At 63.3% G+C, this 14,778-nt stretch carries 16 protein-coding genes; 9 read left to right on the forward strand and 7 right to left on the reverse strand.

Annotated features, from left to right (window positions below):
• Nucleotides 1-246 precede the first annotated feature (246 nt).
• The 7 genes from BBG20_RS25335 (at nucleotide 247) to BBG20_RS25365 (ending at nucleotide 6,870) form a co-directional block, all read left to right on the forward strand.
• Nucleotides 247-1,284, forward strand: a complete 1,038-nt coding sequence (locus tag BBG20_RS25335; protein ID WP_158267384.1) for a ScbA/BarX family gamma-butyrolactone biosynthesis protein — start codon at nucleotides 247-249, stop codon at nucleotides 1,282-1,284.
• Nucleotides 1,281-1,958 carry an HAD family hydrolase gene (locus BBG20_RS25340; RefSeq protein WP_065908319.1) on the forward strand — a complete coding sequence of 226 codons (678 nt, stop codon included), beginning with the start codon at nucleotides 1,281-1,283 and terminating at the stop codon, nucleotides 1,956-1,958. The genes BBG20_RS25335 and BBG20_RS25340 overlap by 4 nt, the downstream gene beginning before the upstream one ends.
• A complete protein-coding gene (locus BBG20_RS25345; protein WP_107338963.1) occupies nucleotides 1,958-3,175 on the forward strand; it encodes a cytochrome P450 in 1,218 nt (405 codons plus the stop codon). Before BBG20_RS25340 ends, BBG20_RS25345 begins: the two co-directional genes overlap by 1 nt.
• A 13-nt stretch (nucleotides 3,176-3,188) precedes the next feature.
• Nucleotides 3,189-4,736: an MFS transporter gene (locus BBG20_RS25350; RefSeq protein WP_065908320.1), complete on the forward strand. Its 1,548-nt coding sequence runs from the start codon at nucleotides 3,189-3,191 to the stop codon at nucleotides 4,734-4,736.
• Nucleotides 4,737-4,964: 228 nt separating this feature from the next.
• Nucleotides 4,965-5,474 (forward strand): sigma-70 family RNA polymerase sigma factor, encoded by a 510-nt coding sequence (locus BBG20_RS25355; RefSeq protein WP_065908321.1) that lies wholly within the window; start codon nucleotides 4,965-4,967, stop codon nucleotides 5,472-5,474.
• Nucleotides 5,471-6,406, forward strand: coding sequence for a FecR family protein (locus BBG20_RS25360; RefSeq protein WP_065908322.1), 936 nt, complete (start codon nucleotides 5,471-5,473; stop codon nucleotides 6,404-6,406). The genes BBG20_RS25355 and BBG20_RS25360 overlap by 4 nt, the downstream gene beginning before the upstream one ends.
• A 62-nt stretch (nucleotides 6,407-6,468) precedes the next feature.
• On the forward strand, nucleotides 6,469-6,870 hold the full coding sequence (locus BBG20_RS25365) for a hypothetical protein (protein WP_065908323.1): 402 nt from the start codon (nucleotides 6,469-6,471) through the stop codon (nucleotides 6,868-6,870).
• A gap of 9 nt (nucleotides 6,871-6,879) precedes the next feature.
• Here the strand turns inward: BBG20_RS25365 and BBG20_RS25370 are convergent, their stop codons facing one another.
• Nucleotides 6,880-7,158 (reverse strand): hypothetical protein, encoded by a 279-nt coding sequence (locus BBG20_RS25370; protein ID WP_065908324.1) that lies wholly within the window; start codon nucleotides 7,156-7,158, stop codon nucleotides 6,880-6,882.
• 216 nt (nucleotides 7,159-7,374) lie between these two features.
• On the opposite strand from BBG20_RS25370, the gene BBG20_RS25375 reads away from it, so the two are divergent.
• Nucleotides 7,375-7,767 (forward strand): tautomerase family protein, encoded by a 393-nt coding sequence (locus BBG20_RS25375; RefSeq protein ID WP_065908326.1) that lies wholly within the window; start codon nucleotides 7,375-7,377, stop codon nucleotides 7,765-7,767.
• Nucleotides 7,768-7,806: 39 nt separating this feature from the next.
• Here the strand turns inward: BBG20_RS25375 and BBG20_RS25380 are convergent, their stop codons facing one another.
• On the reverse strand, nucleotides 7,807-8,412 hold the full coding sequence (locus BBG20_RS25380) for a cysteine hydrolase (RefSeq protein ID WP_065908327.1): 606 nt from the start codon (nucleotides 8,410-8,412) through the stop codon (nucleotides 7,807-7,809).
• 179 nt (nucleotides 8,413-8,591) lie between these two features.
• On the opposite strand from BBG20_RS25380, the gene BBG20_RS25385 reads away from it, so the two are divergent.
• Entirely contained in the window at nucleotides 8,592-8,789 is a 198-nt protein-coding gene (locus BBG20_RS25385) for a hypothetical protein (protein WP_065908330.1), read from the forward strand.
• Between the two features lie 14 nt (nucleotides 8,790-8,803).
• On the opposite strand, the gene BBG20_RS25390 is transcribed toward BBG20_RS25385, so the two are convergent.
• The 5 genes from BBG20_RS25390 to BBG20_RS25410 form a co-directional block, all read right to left on the reverse strand.
• Complete coding sequence (locus tag BBG20_RS25390; RefSeq protein WP_065908332.1) at nucleotides 8,804-9,085, reverse strand: hypothetical protein; 282 nt, start codon at nucleotides 9,083-9,085, stop codon at nucleotides 8,804-8,806.
• Between the two features lie 153 nt (nucleotides 9,086-9,238).
• A complete protein-coding gene (locus tag BBG20_RS25395; protein WP_065908334.1) occupies nucleotides 9,239-10,261 on the reverse strand; it encodes a LacI family DNA-binding transcriptional regulator in 1,023 nt (340 codons plus the stop codon).
• 24 nt (nucleotides 10,262-10,285) lie between these two features.
• Entirely contained in the window at nucleotides 10,286-11,593 is a 1,308-nt protein-coding gene (locus BBG20_RS25400; RefSeq protein WP_065908336.1) for a carbohydrate porin, read from the reverse strand.
• A gap of 54 nt (nucleotides 11,594-11,647) precedes the next feature.
• A complete protein-coding gene (locus BBG20_RS25405) occupies nucleotides 11,648-13,003 on the reverse strand; it encodes a c-type cytochrome (RefSeq protein ID WP_065908338.1) in 1,356 nt (451 codons plus the stop codon).
• Nucleotides 13,000-14,778, reverse strand: a complete 1,779-nt coding sequence (locus BBG20_RS25410) for a GMC family oxidoreductase (RefSeq protein WP_065908340.1) — start codon at nucleotides 14,776-14,778, stop codon at nucleotides 13,000-13,002. The genes BBG20_RS25405 and BBG20_RS25410 overlap by 4 nt, the downstream gene beginning before the upstream one ends.

Here is a 14,778-nt window from a genome sequence, read left to right on the forward strand (position 1 = left end):
AGCAACTTCGCGGGCGGATTTTCACCACTAAGTTAGAACGATTAGTTGGGTGTCTAGATGATTTTGTTGTGCGCATAAGCTTCGATCAAACTGATCTAAGTGCGCACTGAAAATATAAGGGAGTATTCGCACAAGGGTACTGACAGCCAGATCGGGTTGTCCGCGCACAGCATACAAAGTTCACCGATGTGAACATGTACGGCGGTCTGCACGCTTACGGAAAAGCTCATCAGGAGACAGATGCCCATGTCTGACGTATCAGTTTTGAACCCGCTTGGCTCGTTGCCGAGCCTGCATTGCGAAAACACCGTTCCGCGCAGCATGGTGCACCGTGCCGCCGTCAGCGAAGTATTCCTGACCGGCGCCGAACGCATCAAGGACGGACACTTTCGCTGCAGTGCGCAATTACCGCGCACCCACAGTTACTTCAGTGAACATACGCACCGTGCCGCGCACTACGACATGTTGTTATTGCTTGAAGTGTTCCGGCAGGCGTCGATTTATATCTCCCACGCGTTTCTGCAAGTGAATGCCCAGGACAAGTTTATTTACCTGGACAGTGTCACTCGGGTGACCGAGCGGCATTTGCTGGTGGTTGGCGATCGCCCGGCGTCAGCGTCGATCGATGTGTATGTCGTGGATGAATACCTGCGCCATGGCGAGCGCAGCGGCGTCACCCTCAACATGTCGCTGAGCATCAATGGCGAAGTCGCCGCGCGCCACGAACGCATGAGCATTCGCTGGATGAGCGGCGCGGCCTGGAACAAGATGCGTGCCCGTGGACTGGCGGCCATTCCGTTGGACGCCGACCCATTGGCACAACTGCCGCCGCCCTTGAGCCCTTCGGCGGTGGGGCGTCACTGGCTGAATAACGTGGTGCTCGGCCGGGACCTGGAGCAGGGCGCCGAGAGCCTGGTCGCGCCGCTGATTGTCGACCTCAACAATCCGGCGATCTTCGACCATCCGCTGGACCATATCCCCGGCATGCTGTTGCTCGAAGGCTTTCGCCAGGTCGCGCTGGTGGCGGCTGACCGGCAACTGCAGGTCGCCCCCGAGCAACTGTTGCTGTCGCGCTGCCATGTGGTGTTCACGCGGTTCGGCGAGTTCGGTCTGCCGACGCGGGTGCGTGCAGATCTCGCCTCCTTGTCCCGTGATGAACACGGCCAGATCACCCTCGCGCTGGATGTCGAGCAGGACGGCGTGGTGATTGCCACCGCCGAACTGGAGTTGCTGCCGGTGGCGGCCAGCCAGCCCTTGGCCCTGGTGGCAGGGGGTGTGCGATGAGCGCGCCGGAGTTTATCTGGTTCGATTTCGGCGGCGTGCTGTCGCCGCCGATCCCGGCATTGTTCGAGCAGTACCAGCTCAAGACCGGCCTGGCCCCGCGCGTGTTGCAGCAGGCCATGAGCGACGTGGCGGACGAGTTGGGCGTGCCAATGCTCGCACCGGTCGAGAACGCCTTGCTGACCGAGCGCGAGTGGGGCGCACGGCTGGAGCAGGCGCTGCGTCGCCGCGATCCACAGATCGACCTGTCGCGTGCACGCCTGCAAGGCTTCGGCGAGCAATGGTTCGCCGGGGTGCCCGCGAATGCGCCACTGGTGGCCGCCGTGCGCGCGTTGAAACGTAACGGTTTTCGCGTCGGTATTCTCACCAACAACGTGGTCGAGTGGTCGCTGCATTGGCGCGCGATGGTCGGCCTGGATGAGGTCGTGGACCTGATCGTCGACTCCAGCCAGGAGCGCACCCGCAAGCCGGACACGGCGTTTTTTGAGGTGGCCACCGCACGTTCGGGCGTGGCGCCGCAGCACAGCCTGTTGATCGATGACGTGGCGGAAAATATTCACGCCGCTGCAGCGTTGGGCTGGCAAGTGCTGCACTTCACCGACAACCACCAGGCCCTCGCGCAACTGCAGCGCGTCACCGGTGTGAGCCTGTTGCAACCTGCCGTGGAGCCTGCCTGATGAATATCGCCGTGACCACCACACCTGAAGTGACCGTGGCGCGCATCCCGCACCTGGATGCGCCGCCGGCTTATCAACCTGCCAGCCCGGCCAATGGTTTGGCGAGGATCCTGCTGCCCAGCGGCCACCTGGCCTTTCACTTGACTCGATATGAACACGTGCAGGCGCTGCTGCTGGATAACCGCGCGATTCGTGCACCGTGCAACGAAGAAGACGGCGCGAGCTTTTTGCCGACCATCACGCCGCCCGAACTGCTGCTCAACAATGATATTCCCGACCATGGCCGCCTGCGCAAAGTGGTCGCGCGCGACTTCAGCCCGAGCGGCGTGGCGGTGCTGCGTGAGAAGGTCGAGCAAACCACCCACGAACGCCTGGATGTGCTGCAGCGCCAGGCGCCCGGTGCCGACCTGTTTGCCCAGGTGCTCGACCACATTCCCGCGACGGTGGATTGCCAGTTGCTCGGTATTCCCTTGAGCGATCGCGAGTACTACCGACCCCTCAGCCATACCGTGCAGGTGGCGTCGGACGCGGATGTGCCGGAGCTGTTGAACCAGTTCTGGGGCGTCTACAACTACCTGACGGACCTGGTCACCGGCGCGCGGCCAACCTATCCCGATGGGTTGATCCAGCGTTTCGTCGCCAGCCGTGCCGACAGCGAACCGCCGCTCAACGACAAGGAACTGGTGGGCATCCTTCTCGGCGTGTTGATCGGCGGCGACCAGAACATCCTCACCGTGCTGACCAAGTCGGTGTACACCTTGCTGGCGGCGCCCCAGCTGTGGCAGCAATTGGTGGAGGACCCGAGGCTGATTCCGGAGGCCGTCGAAGAACTGCTGCGGCTGATCCCGCTGGGCACCATCTCGACCTTTCCGCGCCTGGCCAGTGTCGACCTGGAAGGGCCGTGGGGGCTGATCCCCGAGGGCAGCATCATCTACGCCGATGCGTTTGCCGCCAACCGCGATCCGGCGGCATTCCCCGAGCCGCTGGCGATTCGCCTGGACCGCAAGGGCGCGCGGCATTTGCAGTTCGGCTATGGCATGCACAACTGCATGGGCGCAGCGCTCGCCCGGCTGGAAATCACCACGGTGTTGCAGATCCTCGTGCAACGCTTTCCCAACCTGCGCCTGGCGGTGCCGGCGGACCAGGTGCCCTGGATCGACGGCATCATTCTGCGCCGTCCGGCCCGTTTACCGGTGCTCGGCTTTACTTCAACCTGACCTGGAAGGACCCATGAAAACGACCTTTGCCGATACGGCGCTACTGAGCATCATCCTGCTGGCGATATTTGTCGTGCCCAGTTCCATTTCCGGCACGGCCCTCGCGCTGCCGGCCATCGGCGCGGATATCCAGGCGCCGCTGACCAGCCTGCAATGGGTGGTCAATGCCTTCAACCTGGCGTTCGCCTGCTTTACCCTGGCCTGGGGCGCGCTGGCGGATCGGCTCGGGCGCAAGCGCTGCTTCGTCGCCGGTGCTTCCCTGTACGTGGTCGCTTCGGTGCTGTCTGCGGTGGCCGAGAGTGCCTGGCTGCTGGACGCGGCACGGGGGCTGGCGGGCATCGGCGCGGCGGCGATTTTTTCCTGCGGCATCGCTATTTTGTCCACCCACTTCAGCGGCCCGGCGCGGCTGCGCGCATTTGCCTTGTTCGGCACGGTGGCGGGGCTGGGCGTCAGCCTGGGGCCGACCTTGTCCGGCCTGTTGCTGGACAGTGTCGGCTGGCGCGCGATTTTCTGGGCGCATGCGGTGACCTTGGTGATTGTGCTGTTGGGGAGCCCGCTGATTACCCGCGACGGGGCATTGGCGGAGCGCACCGCGCGCTTCGATGTGCCGGGGGCGACGCTGTTCGTGCTGGCGTTGCTGGCGCTGATGGTTGCCATCGTGCAGGGCTCGCAATGGGGCTGGAGCAGCCAGGGCGTACTCGGCCTGGTGGCCGTGGCGGCGGTGTTGCTGGCGGTATTCACCTGGCAGGAGAGGCGTCATCGCCAGCCGATGCTCGATCTGTCGCTGCTGGCGCGCGGGCCCTTTGTCGGCCTGGCGCTGGTGACGGTCGCCGCGTCATTCGGCTTCGTGACGTTGCTGACCTACCTGCCGAGCTACCTGTTCGGCGTACTGCAACTGAGCGCGACCCACGCGGGCCTGGCGATGTTGCTGCTCACGGTACCGATGCTGTTTTGCCCGATCCTGGCCGGCAAGTGGGCGGCGCGCGGGGTGTCGGCGATTGGCATCCTCAAGGCCAGCCTGATTGCCTTGCTGGTCGGCGTGGTCGCGCTGGCGTTGGTAAGCCAGGTGGGTGTGGCGCTGTGGCAATTGGCGCTGCCCTTGCTGCTGGTAGGCATCGGCATGGGCCTGTCGGCGGGGCTGGTGGATGGGCTGGCACTGAAGACCGTCCCGGAGCAAAAGGCCGGGATGGCCGCCGGGTTGCTCAACACGTTCCGCCTGGGCAGTGAGGCGATTGCCGTGGCGTTGTACGGCTCGCTCCTGGCGACCTTGCTCGACAGCCAATTGCGCGCCACCTTGAGCCGCCTGGCACCGGACCCCGGCACCCTGCAACGCTGGATCGACGAGGTTGCCGCCGGCAACCTGACCGGTTCGCTGCAGGCGCTGGGCACCGAGCAGGCCGGCACCGTGCACAGTCTGTTTATCGGCGGCTATGACAGTGCCTTCCACGGCGTGCTGTGGGTGTTGGCGCTGATCCTGCTGGTGTTGACGGTGGTGGTGACCTGGCTGGTACGGCCACTGCGTGAACAGGAACGCAGCGAGGCGCAACTGGCCGCCCAGTAAGTGCGGTTTCACACTGCCCGCGATGGTCGCGGGCGGTGACTTTGCGTGCCTGGAAGGTTATCCAGGGTTATGCAAAAAATGCAGTTTGATGGCTTTTTTTATTCTTTTATCTGGTGATGCCCACTGGGGCAAACTGGATTCACCTGCCCGGATGCAGGTCTACCTCAAACCGACAGGCCCACCACCACTTGTCCGCTGGCGTGTGCAGTCCATGAAGATTATGGACCTATGGACCCGAATGCTTTGCTCAAGACCCGCCTCATCGGCCAGATTTTCCAGCAGCACTACAGCTGGTTGTGCGCGCGGTTGTCCTACCGCACCGGCTGCAACCATAGCGCTGAGGATATCGCCGCCGAGACGTTTCTCAAGGTGTGGATGCTGCCCGATCCCACTGCGATCCGCGAACCGCGCGCGCTGCTGACCACCATCGCCCAGCGCCTGATGTACGAGAGCTGGCGCCGTCGCGACCTGGAGAGGGCGTACCTGCAGATCCTCGCCGAGGTGCCCGAACACGTGCACCCGTCGCCGCAGGAGCAGTTGATCCTGATCGAGAGCCTGCTGGCCATCGACCGGCTGCTCGATGGCCTCTCGGGGCAGGCCAAGGCGGTGTTCGTACACAGCCAGCTGGACGGCATGACCTACACACAGATCAGTGAACGGCTGGGCCTGTCCCTGGGCCGCATCCACCAATTGATGACCCAGGCCCTGCGAGCCTGTTATCTGGGGTTGAGTGAGTGAGCAAACACCCGTTGAACGACCCGGTGGCCGAAGAGGCCATCGGCTGGCTGGTGCAAATCCAGTCCGGCGACTTCAGCCCTGCGCAGCAACAAGCGCTGGATGAATGGCGCAGTACCTCGGCCCACCATCGCCAGGTGTACGCGCAACTGATCGCCGGCCTCGACCAACTCAAGGCCTCGCCGTGGCGTGGACGCTCCAGCGCGCAGCTGTTGCGCAGCCTGGAGCAGCCGAGCAGCCGGCGTTCGTTCCTGCGTACCAGCCTGTGTGCGGTGGGCCTGGCGGCGGGCGCGGGCTGGGTCTCGCGTTTCGACGACGCGGGGCAGTCCTATGCCACGGGTACCGCCGAGCGTCGCACCTGGCAACTGGCGGATGGCAGCACACTCAAGTTGAATGCGCGCAGCCAGGTGCTCGCCACGCTGAAGGGGGAGCCGCGCAGCCTCGAGCTGCGCGCCGGGGAAATGCTGGTGAATGTGCTGCGCCCGCTGCAGGTCGACACCCGCGCCGGCCGCATCAGCGCCAGCACTGGCCGCCTGATGCTGAGCGAGCAGGGCGCTGCGATACGCCTGGTGACCCTGGATGCCGACGCGGTGTTGCACTTCGAAGGCGGCACGCAGCAGCGCGTGGCGATGCACCAGAGCACGCTGTTCGATCACCAGCGCATCCTCACCCAGGTGCCCATGGCCGCCACCGATACCGCCTGGCTTGACGGCTGGCTGGTGGTGCGCAACCAGACCCTGGCCAGCGTGGTCGACGCAATTCGCCCGTATCGCAACGGCATCGTGCGCCTGGACGCCGCTGTAGCCGGTCTGCGCGTGACCGGACGCTTTCCCCTGGACGATGCGCGGCAGACCCTCGAGGCCCTCGAGCAGAGCTTGCCGATCAAGGTGCGGCAATGGGGTGGGGTGGTTGTGTTGATTGGCGCGCGGGCCTGATTGGCGGTTGATGCTCGTGCTGAATGTCTTTACGATCACGCCCTTTTCAAGGGATTGAAAGCATGCTTGCCAAACACATTCGCGCGTTCTCGATGCTGGGCTTCAGCCTGGCGCTGGCCGGCTGTATTCATTACGAGCACCAGAGCGCAGAAGGAAAACCTGCGGACCAGGTTGCGGTCATCCAGCAGTTCGACAAACACCTGACGATCACCCGTATTGATAACAACGGGACGCTGTTCTGGCTGGGTCGTCAGAACGAATACCGCCTCGGCGCCGGCACCCACACCCTGCAAGCTACCTGGTCGATTGGGGAGGGCCGAACCGCGCCCCTCGCAACCACGGTGAGCCTGGTCGGTGGCCGAACCTATGGGCTGTATGGCGAGGCGTCGAAGGGCCGCTGGAGCTATGACATTCGTGATGTCGAGACGGGGCAGAGCGCGACAGTCAAAGCCCCATCGAACTAAGCACCTGCTTCACGGCAACGGGTTGGCCACCGGCGCCGGCTGTTTGCGAAAACGCGACGTGCGCACGTACCGAGCCAGCATCCACAGACCGGCGGCAATCGTGGTCAATATCGCACTGGCAAGTAAATAGCCGAGCACGCGGCCAATTTGATAAGGGGTCAGGAAGCCCGCCAGCAAGATCATCCCCGCATCGAACAGCGGCTTGAGAGTGAGCAGGGATGCGAGGATGGACGCGGCGTAAATCGGCAGGGAGACTACCAGGCGCAGCGCGCCAGACAGGTTGTTCATGCGTGATGTCTTCCATGAGGTGTTGAACGAAGGCCGCATGTTACGGCTTTTTCGCGTTCGGTTCATGCAAGCGTCACAGGTCATGCGGCTTCAATATGCATAATAATCATATTTATTATTGCTGAATATGCGATTGATGAATTGTTCGCACAGGCCTAGGGTAGTGATCACGGGCCGCCGCTGTGGAATGGCCACCGACCTGCCAAGGATTCTGCCATGCCTTTAGTTCGAATCGACCTCGCCGCCGACACTACCGAAGCAACCGCTGCCGCCATTGGCGACGTGGTGTACGCGGCGATGACCAGCGTTGCGAATGTGCCCGAGCACGACAAATTCCAGATCATCAATCGGCATGCCCGCGATGAACTGGTGTATCCCGCCGCTGGCTACTTGGGCGTGACTTACACCCCCAGCATCGTGTTTATCCAGGTCACCTGGAATGCCGGGCGCAGCGTGGCGGTGAAAAAGGCCTTCTATCAATTCATCGCAGAAGGCATTCACGCCAAGACCGGGCTGCGCAAGGAGGATGTGTGGATCAGCCTGGTGGACGTGAAGCGCGAGGACTGGTCGTTCGGCAACGGTGAAATGCAGTACGCGCCGACCGAATAAGCAAAAACCGGCGACTCATCCAAGAGTCGCCGGTTTTTTTCATGGGGCCGTCAGCGCCTGCAGAAACTGCGTGTGTTTCAGCGTCTGCGAAAACATCGGCAGTGTGAAGTTTTCCGCCGCCTGCTGTTGTTCCTCGGTAAACGTCGCCGTGCAGTCGGTCAGGGTGACAACGTTGTAGCCTTTCTCATACCCCGAGCGCACCGTGCCCTCGACGCAGCAGTTGGTGAGGAAACCCGCCACCACCAGCGTCTGGATGCCATTGTTGCGCAACACCAGGTCCAGGCCCGTGGTGGCAAAGCCATCCAGCCCGCGCTTGCCTTCGACGACGATATCGCTGCTGCCCTGGGACAGCGTCGCAGTGATCTCGGCGCCCCAGGTGCCCGCACTGAAGGCGTTGCCGTCGGCCACGCCCTTGAGAATCCCATAGTCGCGCGTGGTCAGTTCGGGGTACCCCGCGGCGAAGCTGATCGGCAAATGCACGATCTTCACCCCGAGCTTGCGGGCTTGCTGCACCGTGGTGGCGGTATTGGCGAGCATGTCGGTGGCGTGCATGACGTCTTTGACAGCGTCATGGAACACGCCACCCTGGGTAGTGAAATCGTTCTGGAATTCGATCAACACAAGCGCGGTGGTGTGCGGGTTCATGCGGATTCTCCGAGAGGCGGGCGGTGGGCTTTTAATCGTAGATCAAGTGCGGCCCGGAGGCTGGATTTGTTTGACTGCAGTGCGCGTCTCGCCGTTCGTCCATTGCCCGGCACTCTCGTGCACCCGCTGCCTCTCATGTTTAAGCCCGGATTCCCCGCGCGCCAGACTGGAGAGACAGCATGCACATTGACGAAAAAGCGCCGGGCAACCAATCCCAACAGGTGGTAACGCGCACCACTGACAACGAAACCGGCCCGGACCCGAAGCGCACGGAAGGGGAGATCCCGCTGCCGCCGGAAGACGGTGCGCCGCTTGAAGAAGACATGTCGGACGTGGACGCCGCCGATTCGGTCGCGAGTGAACACCCGGATGCCTGACGACGGCACCTCCGTCAGTCGTCCACGGTGAACGTCACCCAGCCAGGGCCGTCCGTGGTTCGTTCGATCTCGACGATCACCCCGCCTACGGATGAGCCATCGGGCAGGTTGACCGCGACAAAATTCGGGTGCCCAGGCCATTGAAGGGGCCGGTCGAAGTTCAGGCGCGCGATTGTCGGCTTGCCGCTGCTGGTCAGTTGGATTTCCACCGACTCATTGAGGTGTTCATCTGAAGCGGTGCCCAGATGACGAGAGGCCGTGATGACACTGGCGGTACCCTGGTAATCGTAAGACATGGACTGACCTTTTGTGAGTGGGCGTGGACGCGACGCGCTGAAATTCTGCTGCGCGCGCTGCTCTAGTGAATAGAGCCCGTGCGCCAACGCATCGTTCAATCGACATCACACAAAGGCCGAGGCGCTGCGCACGCCTGCAATCAACCGCGGCGGTCACAAGGCGCCGGGCAGGTTTTCCTCGATGATGATTTTCATCGCCAGTGGCAGCAGGGGCGGCGTGTCGATCATGCCGTGGGCGTGCAGCAGATAGTCGATGCTGGCCTGCACCTGACCTTCCGGGTCCTGATCGAGTACCAGTGACATCACGCCCTGGCGCAGCAGCGCGGCGTGCTGGGGGGTGGCCTCATGGCCGATCCATACCGGATCGACCTGCCTGTGCGCCAACGCCGCGTAGATCCCCTGCGAACCGCTGCCGGTGTCATACAGCCCTGCCAAGGGCCCGGCGGCGAGGCACTGCGCGACAGCCGCGCGGGTCAGTTCATCGTCATCAAAGCACTCGACCGGGCCGACAATGCGCGTAGCCGGTGCGCGCTGCGTCATTACGTCGATGAAGCCTCTGGCGCGCTCCTGATGAGCACTGTAGGCGAGCGAATTGACCGTCAGCAGCACAGCGCCGGGGCGTTGGCCGATCCATTCGCTCATCAAGCGCCCGGCACTGCGCCCGGCGGCGTGATTGTCGATGCCGACATACACCGCGCCCTCGACCGTGCTGAGGTTGGTGGTCAGCAAGACGGTGGGCGTGCCGTTCTGCACGATGGTGTTCAGCGCCTGGTGCACGTCCGGCGTGTCGGGCGCGACGACGATCATGCCATGGCGCCGCGAACGCGGTTTGCGCAGGGCGTCGAGCAGTTGGCCGGGGGCGTTTTCCGGCCAGCGCTGGCGGCGCAACGTGAGGTCCGAGCGCAGGCGTTGTGCCTGGCGCTCGAACGCCGCGTCCAGGCGCTTGAAATGGTCAGTGGCGCTGTCGGCCAACAGTACATCGACGATCATCGGGCCGGTGAACGGCGCGGGCAGGCCGCGACGCACACCCAGCGCATGCGCCATCGCCAGGACCTTGCGCCGCTTGGTGTCGGACACGCCCCCGCGATCATTGAGGACCCGGTCCACGGTGCTCAGGCTGACGCCGGCCAATTCTGCGACCTTGATCTGGCCGTGACGCTTGAGGGTGTTGCCCATGCTGCGTGCGTATCCTGTGGCCGGTTAAAACTGCGATTGTACTTGCAGGCCCAGTACCAGGGCATTCTTGACCTGACGAACGCCGTCCGGGTCCTTCACGTACTGCAGGTTCGGCATGATGTTCAACCAGCGTGTGGCCTGGATCCCGTAGTTCAGCTCGGCAACATATTCACTGTGCTGCTCGGGCAAGTCACCGCCAGCGGCGTTTACCGCGCGGGCATTGCGCAGGTACACCGAGCTGGCGTGAACACGTGCAATGCCGGCGCCCAGCGTGTCGGTGGGACGCGCATCCCACAGGCCCTTATAGACCAGGCTGAGTTTCTGGTAGCTGTCGATCGCCGTCGTGTTGCGATCCTGGAACGTGGCGCTGGCCGTCAGGGTCAAACCGCGAGAAGTGTCGCCGTTGACCGAGGTCAGCTGCTGCTTGGCCACGACCCACTCGCCATGCCGTGTGGCATCGGTGCGATAGGCGTTGCCACGGGTGGCCGCCGCTTGCCCGAACTGATCCTTGTACACATCCTCGGCCTGTGCGGTGCTGTGGTAATAACCCACACGGTATTCGCCGGGCAGTTGGTTGATAGTCGGGCTCCATACCAGTTCCAGCGGCGTGAAGGTGCCGGTGGTGCCGTGGGTGTTGAGCTTGAGGCCGTTGTCATTCTCCAGGTTCGACGGGTTCACGTTGAACGCGCCGACCTGTGCATACACCGTCGGGCTCAAGCGGTAGCGCAACCGTGCGGCCCACTGGCTGATCGGGCCGTTGTAGATGCTGTTCACGTAGTTGCCCGGTTGCGAGCCACAGAACGCCAGCCCCTGAAACAGGCAGTCTTCCACGGCGAAGTCATCGCTGACGGCAAACCGGCCCAGCTTGATGTTCACCGCATCGTCAAGCCAGCCCTTGCTCAACCACAGTTCGCTGAGGCGGGTCACGCTGCCACGGCCCTGGATCTCCTGGGTCGAGCCCATGCCGGCGGCGCCGGGTGCGCTGATCTTTTGATTAAGGTTATTGGCGCCGTTGCGGTTGGTCAGCCCCAGGCTAAAGGCTGCGTCCTGCCAGCCCAGCAGCTTTTGCAGGTCGATGTCGACGCCTGCGTTGAATTGGTCGGCGTAGCGGGTCGAGCGGTCTTTGTGCTGGTAACCGCCGCGTAGCAAGGTCGACGTTTCGCCGGTGTAACCCAACTTGATATCCACCCCCTGGGCCAGCCAGGCGCTGCGCAGGCCGCCCCAATCGCCGCTCATCCAGGGTGAGTCGCTGGCGAACGCATCCGCAGCGTGTGTCGCAGGTACGCCCATGGCAACGCAGGCCGCCAGGCAGCGCAGTGGAAAACGTAGCATCTGATTGTTCCTTCAAAGGCAGGGACGCGGCCTGGAGCAGGCCGCGTCACGGGTTCAGCGGGAGGTGCCGTCGGCGCTCAGTTGGGCTGGCAGCTTGCGGTCTTCGCGTACGGCGGCGACCTGTTTGGCGCTCACCTCGGGGGCGGTGTTGCCCCAGCTGTTGCGGATATACGAGAGCGTCGCCGCGATTTGCTGGTCCGACAATTTCCACGCAAAGCTCGGCATCGCACCGCTGGTGGGGTTGTCGACGGTCACCGCGCCACGGCCGCCTTCGAGCACCGTGGTGATCAGGCTTTGTGGATTTTCTGCCTGGATGCCGGGGTTGCCGGCCAGGCTCGAGGCCAGTTGGTTGATGCCCTTGCCGTCGCTGCTGTGGCACGCCGAGCAGTTGGCCGAGTACACATTCGCGCCTTGCTGCATCAATGTGCCGGAGGCGTTGAGCGGCCGCGGGCTGCGGGTGTCCGAGCCAGGCAAGGTCTTGAGGTAAGCCGCGATGGCGTACAGGTCCTCGTCGCGCAGGTGCTGGGTGGAGTTGGTCACGGCTTCGGCCATCGGGCCCGACGCCACGGCCACGTGGTTGCTGCCGGTCTTGAGGTACTGCACCAGTTGCGCATCGCTCCAGCCGCCGATACCGACGTAGGGGTTGCCGGTAATTTCCGGTGCGTGCCAGCCAGCCAACTCGCCGCCTTGTAGGAACGCGCCGCCCTTGTCACCGCCGAGGAAGTTCTTTGACGTGTGACACGCGGCACAGTGGCCCAGGCCCTGTACCAGGTACGCGCCCCGGTTGACCTGCGCAGACGCCTCAGCCTGCGGTTGGAACGGTGTGTTATCAAAGAACAGCAGGTTCCAGCCCATCATCATCAGGCGGATGTTGAACGGGAATGGCAACTGGTTGGACACCACCTCGTTGTCCACCGCCGGGACGGTCTGCATGTAGGCCCAGAGGTCATGCATGTCCTGGTCGCTGACTTTTACGTAGGCGTTGTAGGGCATCGCCGGGTAGAGGTTTTCGCCATGTCGGCCTTTGCCTTCGCGCACCGCGCGGGTGAATTCCTGCTCGGTCCAGGCGCCGATACCGGTGTTCTTGTCGGAGGTGATGTTGCTGGCGAGCAACTTGCCGAACGGTGTTTCCAGCGCGTAGCCACCGGCGAACGGCTTGCCGTGATGCGGATCGGTGTGACAGGCCGCGCAGTCGCCGGCAATCGCCACGTAGCGCCCGCGCGTCACCGCCGGGTCTTCCTGTGCCTGGGTGGCAGGCGCCTTGACCCCGGCGCCGTCAGCAGATTGCTGCCCGGGTTGCGCAATGCTGTCCGCTGCATCGGCAATGCCGAATGCACCATACAGGCCGATGGCGGAACCCAGGGACAATACGGCGGTGGCCGTCAGGGCCATGCGAAAGCGCGCATTCATGCCGGTACCTCCACCAGTGGGCCGCGTTTGGCCAGGTATTGGTCAATGATCGCCTTGGCGGTCCACAGGCTCAGCGCGCCAATGGTCGACGTCGGGTTATAGCCGGCGTTGTTCGGGAATGAAGAGGCACCCAGGACGAAGACGTTGTGCACGTCCCAGCTCTGCTGATAGCGGTTGAGTACGCTGGTTTTCGGGTCCAGGCCCATCACCGCGCCGCCGATGGTGTGGTCGCTGGAGGGCAGGTAAGGCCCATAGTTCACGGCTGCCGAGTCAAAGCCGTTGACGATTTTTGCACCCATGGCCCTGCCGATTTCCACCGCTTTGTCTTCGGTGAACTTGGCCATGCGCCGGTCGTTCTCGTTGTAGTCGAAGGTCACGCGAATCAACGGGTCGCCATTGGCATCGTTGTATTCCGGGTCCAGGTCCAGGTAGCACTCGTCATGGGAAAAGCTGGTGCCCTGGTTGAAGATGAACGTGCCGTTCTGGAACGCGTGGGTATAGGCTTTTTTCCATTCGCTGCCCCAGCGTGGAGTGCCTGGTGGGACAGCGTCTGCGTTGCCGATCGGACGTGCGCCACGGGCTACCACGAGGATCCCGGCGCCGCCGATGAAGCCCTTGCCGGTGTGGTCGAAATTGTCGCCGTTGTAGTCGTCCACCTGGGCGGAGAGGGCGCCTGCACCGATGTACTGGTTGAGCTGCTCGTCCTCGAAAAACAGGTTGGCGCCGGACACGGTCTGGAAACTGTAGGCGCGGCCCACCACGCCTTGGCGGGTCTCGGGATTGTAGGGTTTACCGATTTTCGAGAGCAGCAACAGCCGCACGTTCTGCATCTGGAAGGCGGAGAAAATCACGATGTCCGCCGGTTGCTCCCACTCCATTTTGTTGCGGTCGAGGTAGCTCACGCCGCTGGCGGTCTTGCCGTCTTCGGCGAGATTGGCGCGCAGCACGGCCGATTCGGTCAGCACGGTGAAATTGCTGCGCTGCATCAACGCGGGAATCACACAGGCATTCGGGCTCGACTTGGAGAAGTTGCCGCAGCCGTAATACAGGCAGTAGCCGCAGTAGGTGCAGGGCCCCATCCGCACACCCAGCGGGTTGGTGTAGGCCTGCGAGGCCTGGCCTGCGGGCACCATGAATGGGTGCAAGCCAAGCTTTTTGCTGCCTTCGGTGAACAGGTCGGTCAGGCGGGTGGTGGCGAGTGGCGGCAGCGGGAATTCACTCTTGCGGTTGCCTTCGAAGATGTTCGCACCGCCGATCTTCTCACCATTCAATACGCCGGCCTTGCCCGATACGCCGGCGATTTTTTCGAAGCGCTCGTAGAAGGGTTCGAGGTCGTCATACGTCACGCCCCAGTCCTGCACGATCAGGCCTTTTTCGATTTGCTGCTGGCCGTAGCGCTTGAGTGTAAAACTATAGGGCTCGAAGTCGAACGGCAGGAATCGCCAGGCCATGCCCGCCCAGTGCGTGCCCGATCCGCCGACGTTGTAGCCCAACTCGTTCAGGCTCCAGTCGCGGGTGGGCAGCGCGGTTTGCGAGCGGTTGTTGCGAAACGTGGTGGTTTCGATCGCGGGCGGCAGCAGCATGCTGCGGCGGGTGTCCCAGCGCAGTTCATCAGTGTCCACCGAGGGCGGGAAGTCGGTGGCGGTCTCAAACCACGGACCGCGTTCGATGGCGACGACATTCAAGCCGGCACGGGTCAGTTCTTCGGCAATCAGCGAGCCGCACCAGCCGAGGCCGACGATCACTGCGTCGACTTTGGGGCGTACATTGGCCAT

Source organism: Pseudomonas aylmerensis (assembly GCF_001702265.1).
GTDB classification, from domain to species: Bacteria; Pseudomonadota; Gammaproteobacteria; order Pseudomonadales; family Pseudomonadaceae; genus Aquipseudomonas; species Aquipseudomonas aylmerensis.

Excerpts from the sequence above, each read along its gene's own strand:
- BBG20_RS25345 (WP_107338963.1), top strand. The coding sequence starts at position 1,958 with ATGAATATCGCCGTGACCACCACACCTGAAGTGACCGTGGCGCGCATC.
- BBG20_RS25410 (WP_065908340.1), bottom strand. The coding sequence starts at position 14,778 with ATGGCCAATGTACGCCCCAAAGTCGACGCAGTGATCGTCGGCCTCGGC.
- BBG20_RS25365 (WP_065908323.1), top strand. The coding sequence starts at position 6,469 with ATGCTTGCCAAACACATTCGCGCGTTCTCGATGCTGGGCTTCAGCCTG.
- BBG20_RS25400 (WP_065908336.1), bottom strand. The coding sequence starts at position 11,593 with ATGCTACGTTTTCCACTGCGCTGCCTGGCGGCCTGCGTTGCCATGGGC.
- BBG20_RS25350 (WP_065908320.1), top strand. The coding sequence starts at position 3,189 with ATGAAAACGACCTTTGCCGATACGGCGCTACTGAGCATCATCCTGCTG.
- BBG20_RS25335 (WP_158267384.1), top strand. The coding sequence starts at position 247 with ATGTCTGACGTATCAGTTTTGAACCCGCTTGGCTCGTTGCCGAGCCTG.
- BBG20_RS25390 (WP_065908332.1), bottom strand. The coding sequence starts at position 9,085 with ATGTCTTACGATTACCAGGGTACCGCCAGTGTCATCACGGCCTCTCGT.
- BBG20_RS25375 (WP_065908326.1), top strand. The coding sequence starts at position 7,375 with ATGCCTTTAGTTCGAATCGACCTCGCCGCCGACACTACCGAAGCAACC.
- BBG20_RS25340 (WP_065908319.1), top strand. The coding sequence starts at position 1,281 with ATGAGCGCGCCGGAGTTTATCTGGTTCGATTTCGGCGGCGTGCTGTCG.
- BBG20_RS25355 (WP_065908321.1), top strand. The coding sequence starts at position 4,965 with ATGGACCCGAATGCTTTGCTCAAGACCCGCCTCATCGGCCAGATTTTC.
- BBG20_RS25385 (WP_065908330.1), top strand. The coding sequence starts at position 8,592 with ATGCACATTGACGAAAAAGCGCCGGGCAACCAATCCCAACAGGTGGTA.
- BBG20_RS25370 (WP_065908324.1), bottom strand. The coding sequence starts at position 7,158 with ATGAACAACCTGTCTGGCGCGCTGCGCCTGGTAGTCTCCCTGCCGATT.
- BBG20_RS25395 (WP_065908334.1), bottom strand. The coding sequence starts at position 10,261 with ATGGGCAACACCCTCAAGCGTCACGGCCAGATCAAGGTCGCAGAATTG.
- BBG20_RS25380 (WP_065908327.1), bottom strand. The coding sequence starts at position 8,412 with ATGAACCCGCACACCACCGCGCTTGTGTTGATCGAATTCCAGAACGAT.
- BBG20_RS25405 (WP_065908338.1), bottom strand. The coding sequence starts at position 13,003 with ATGAATGCGCGCTTTCGCATGGCCCTGACGGCCACCGCCGTATTGTCC.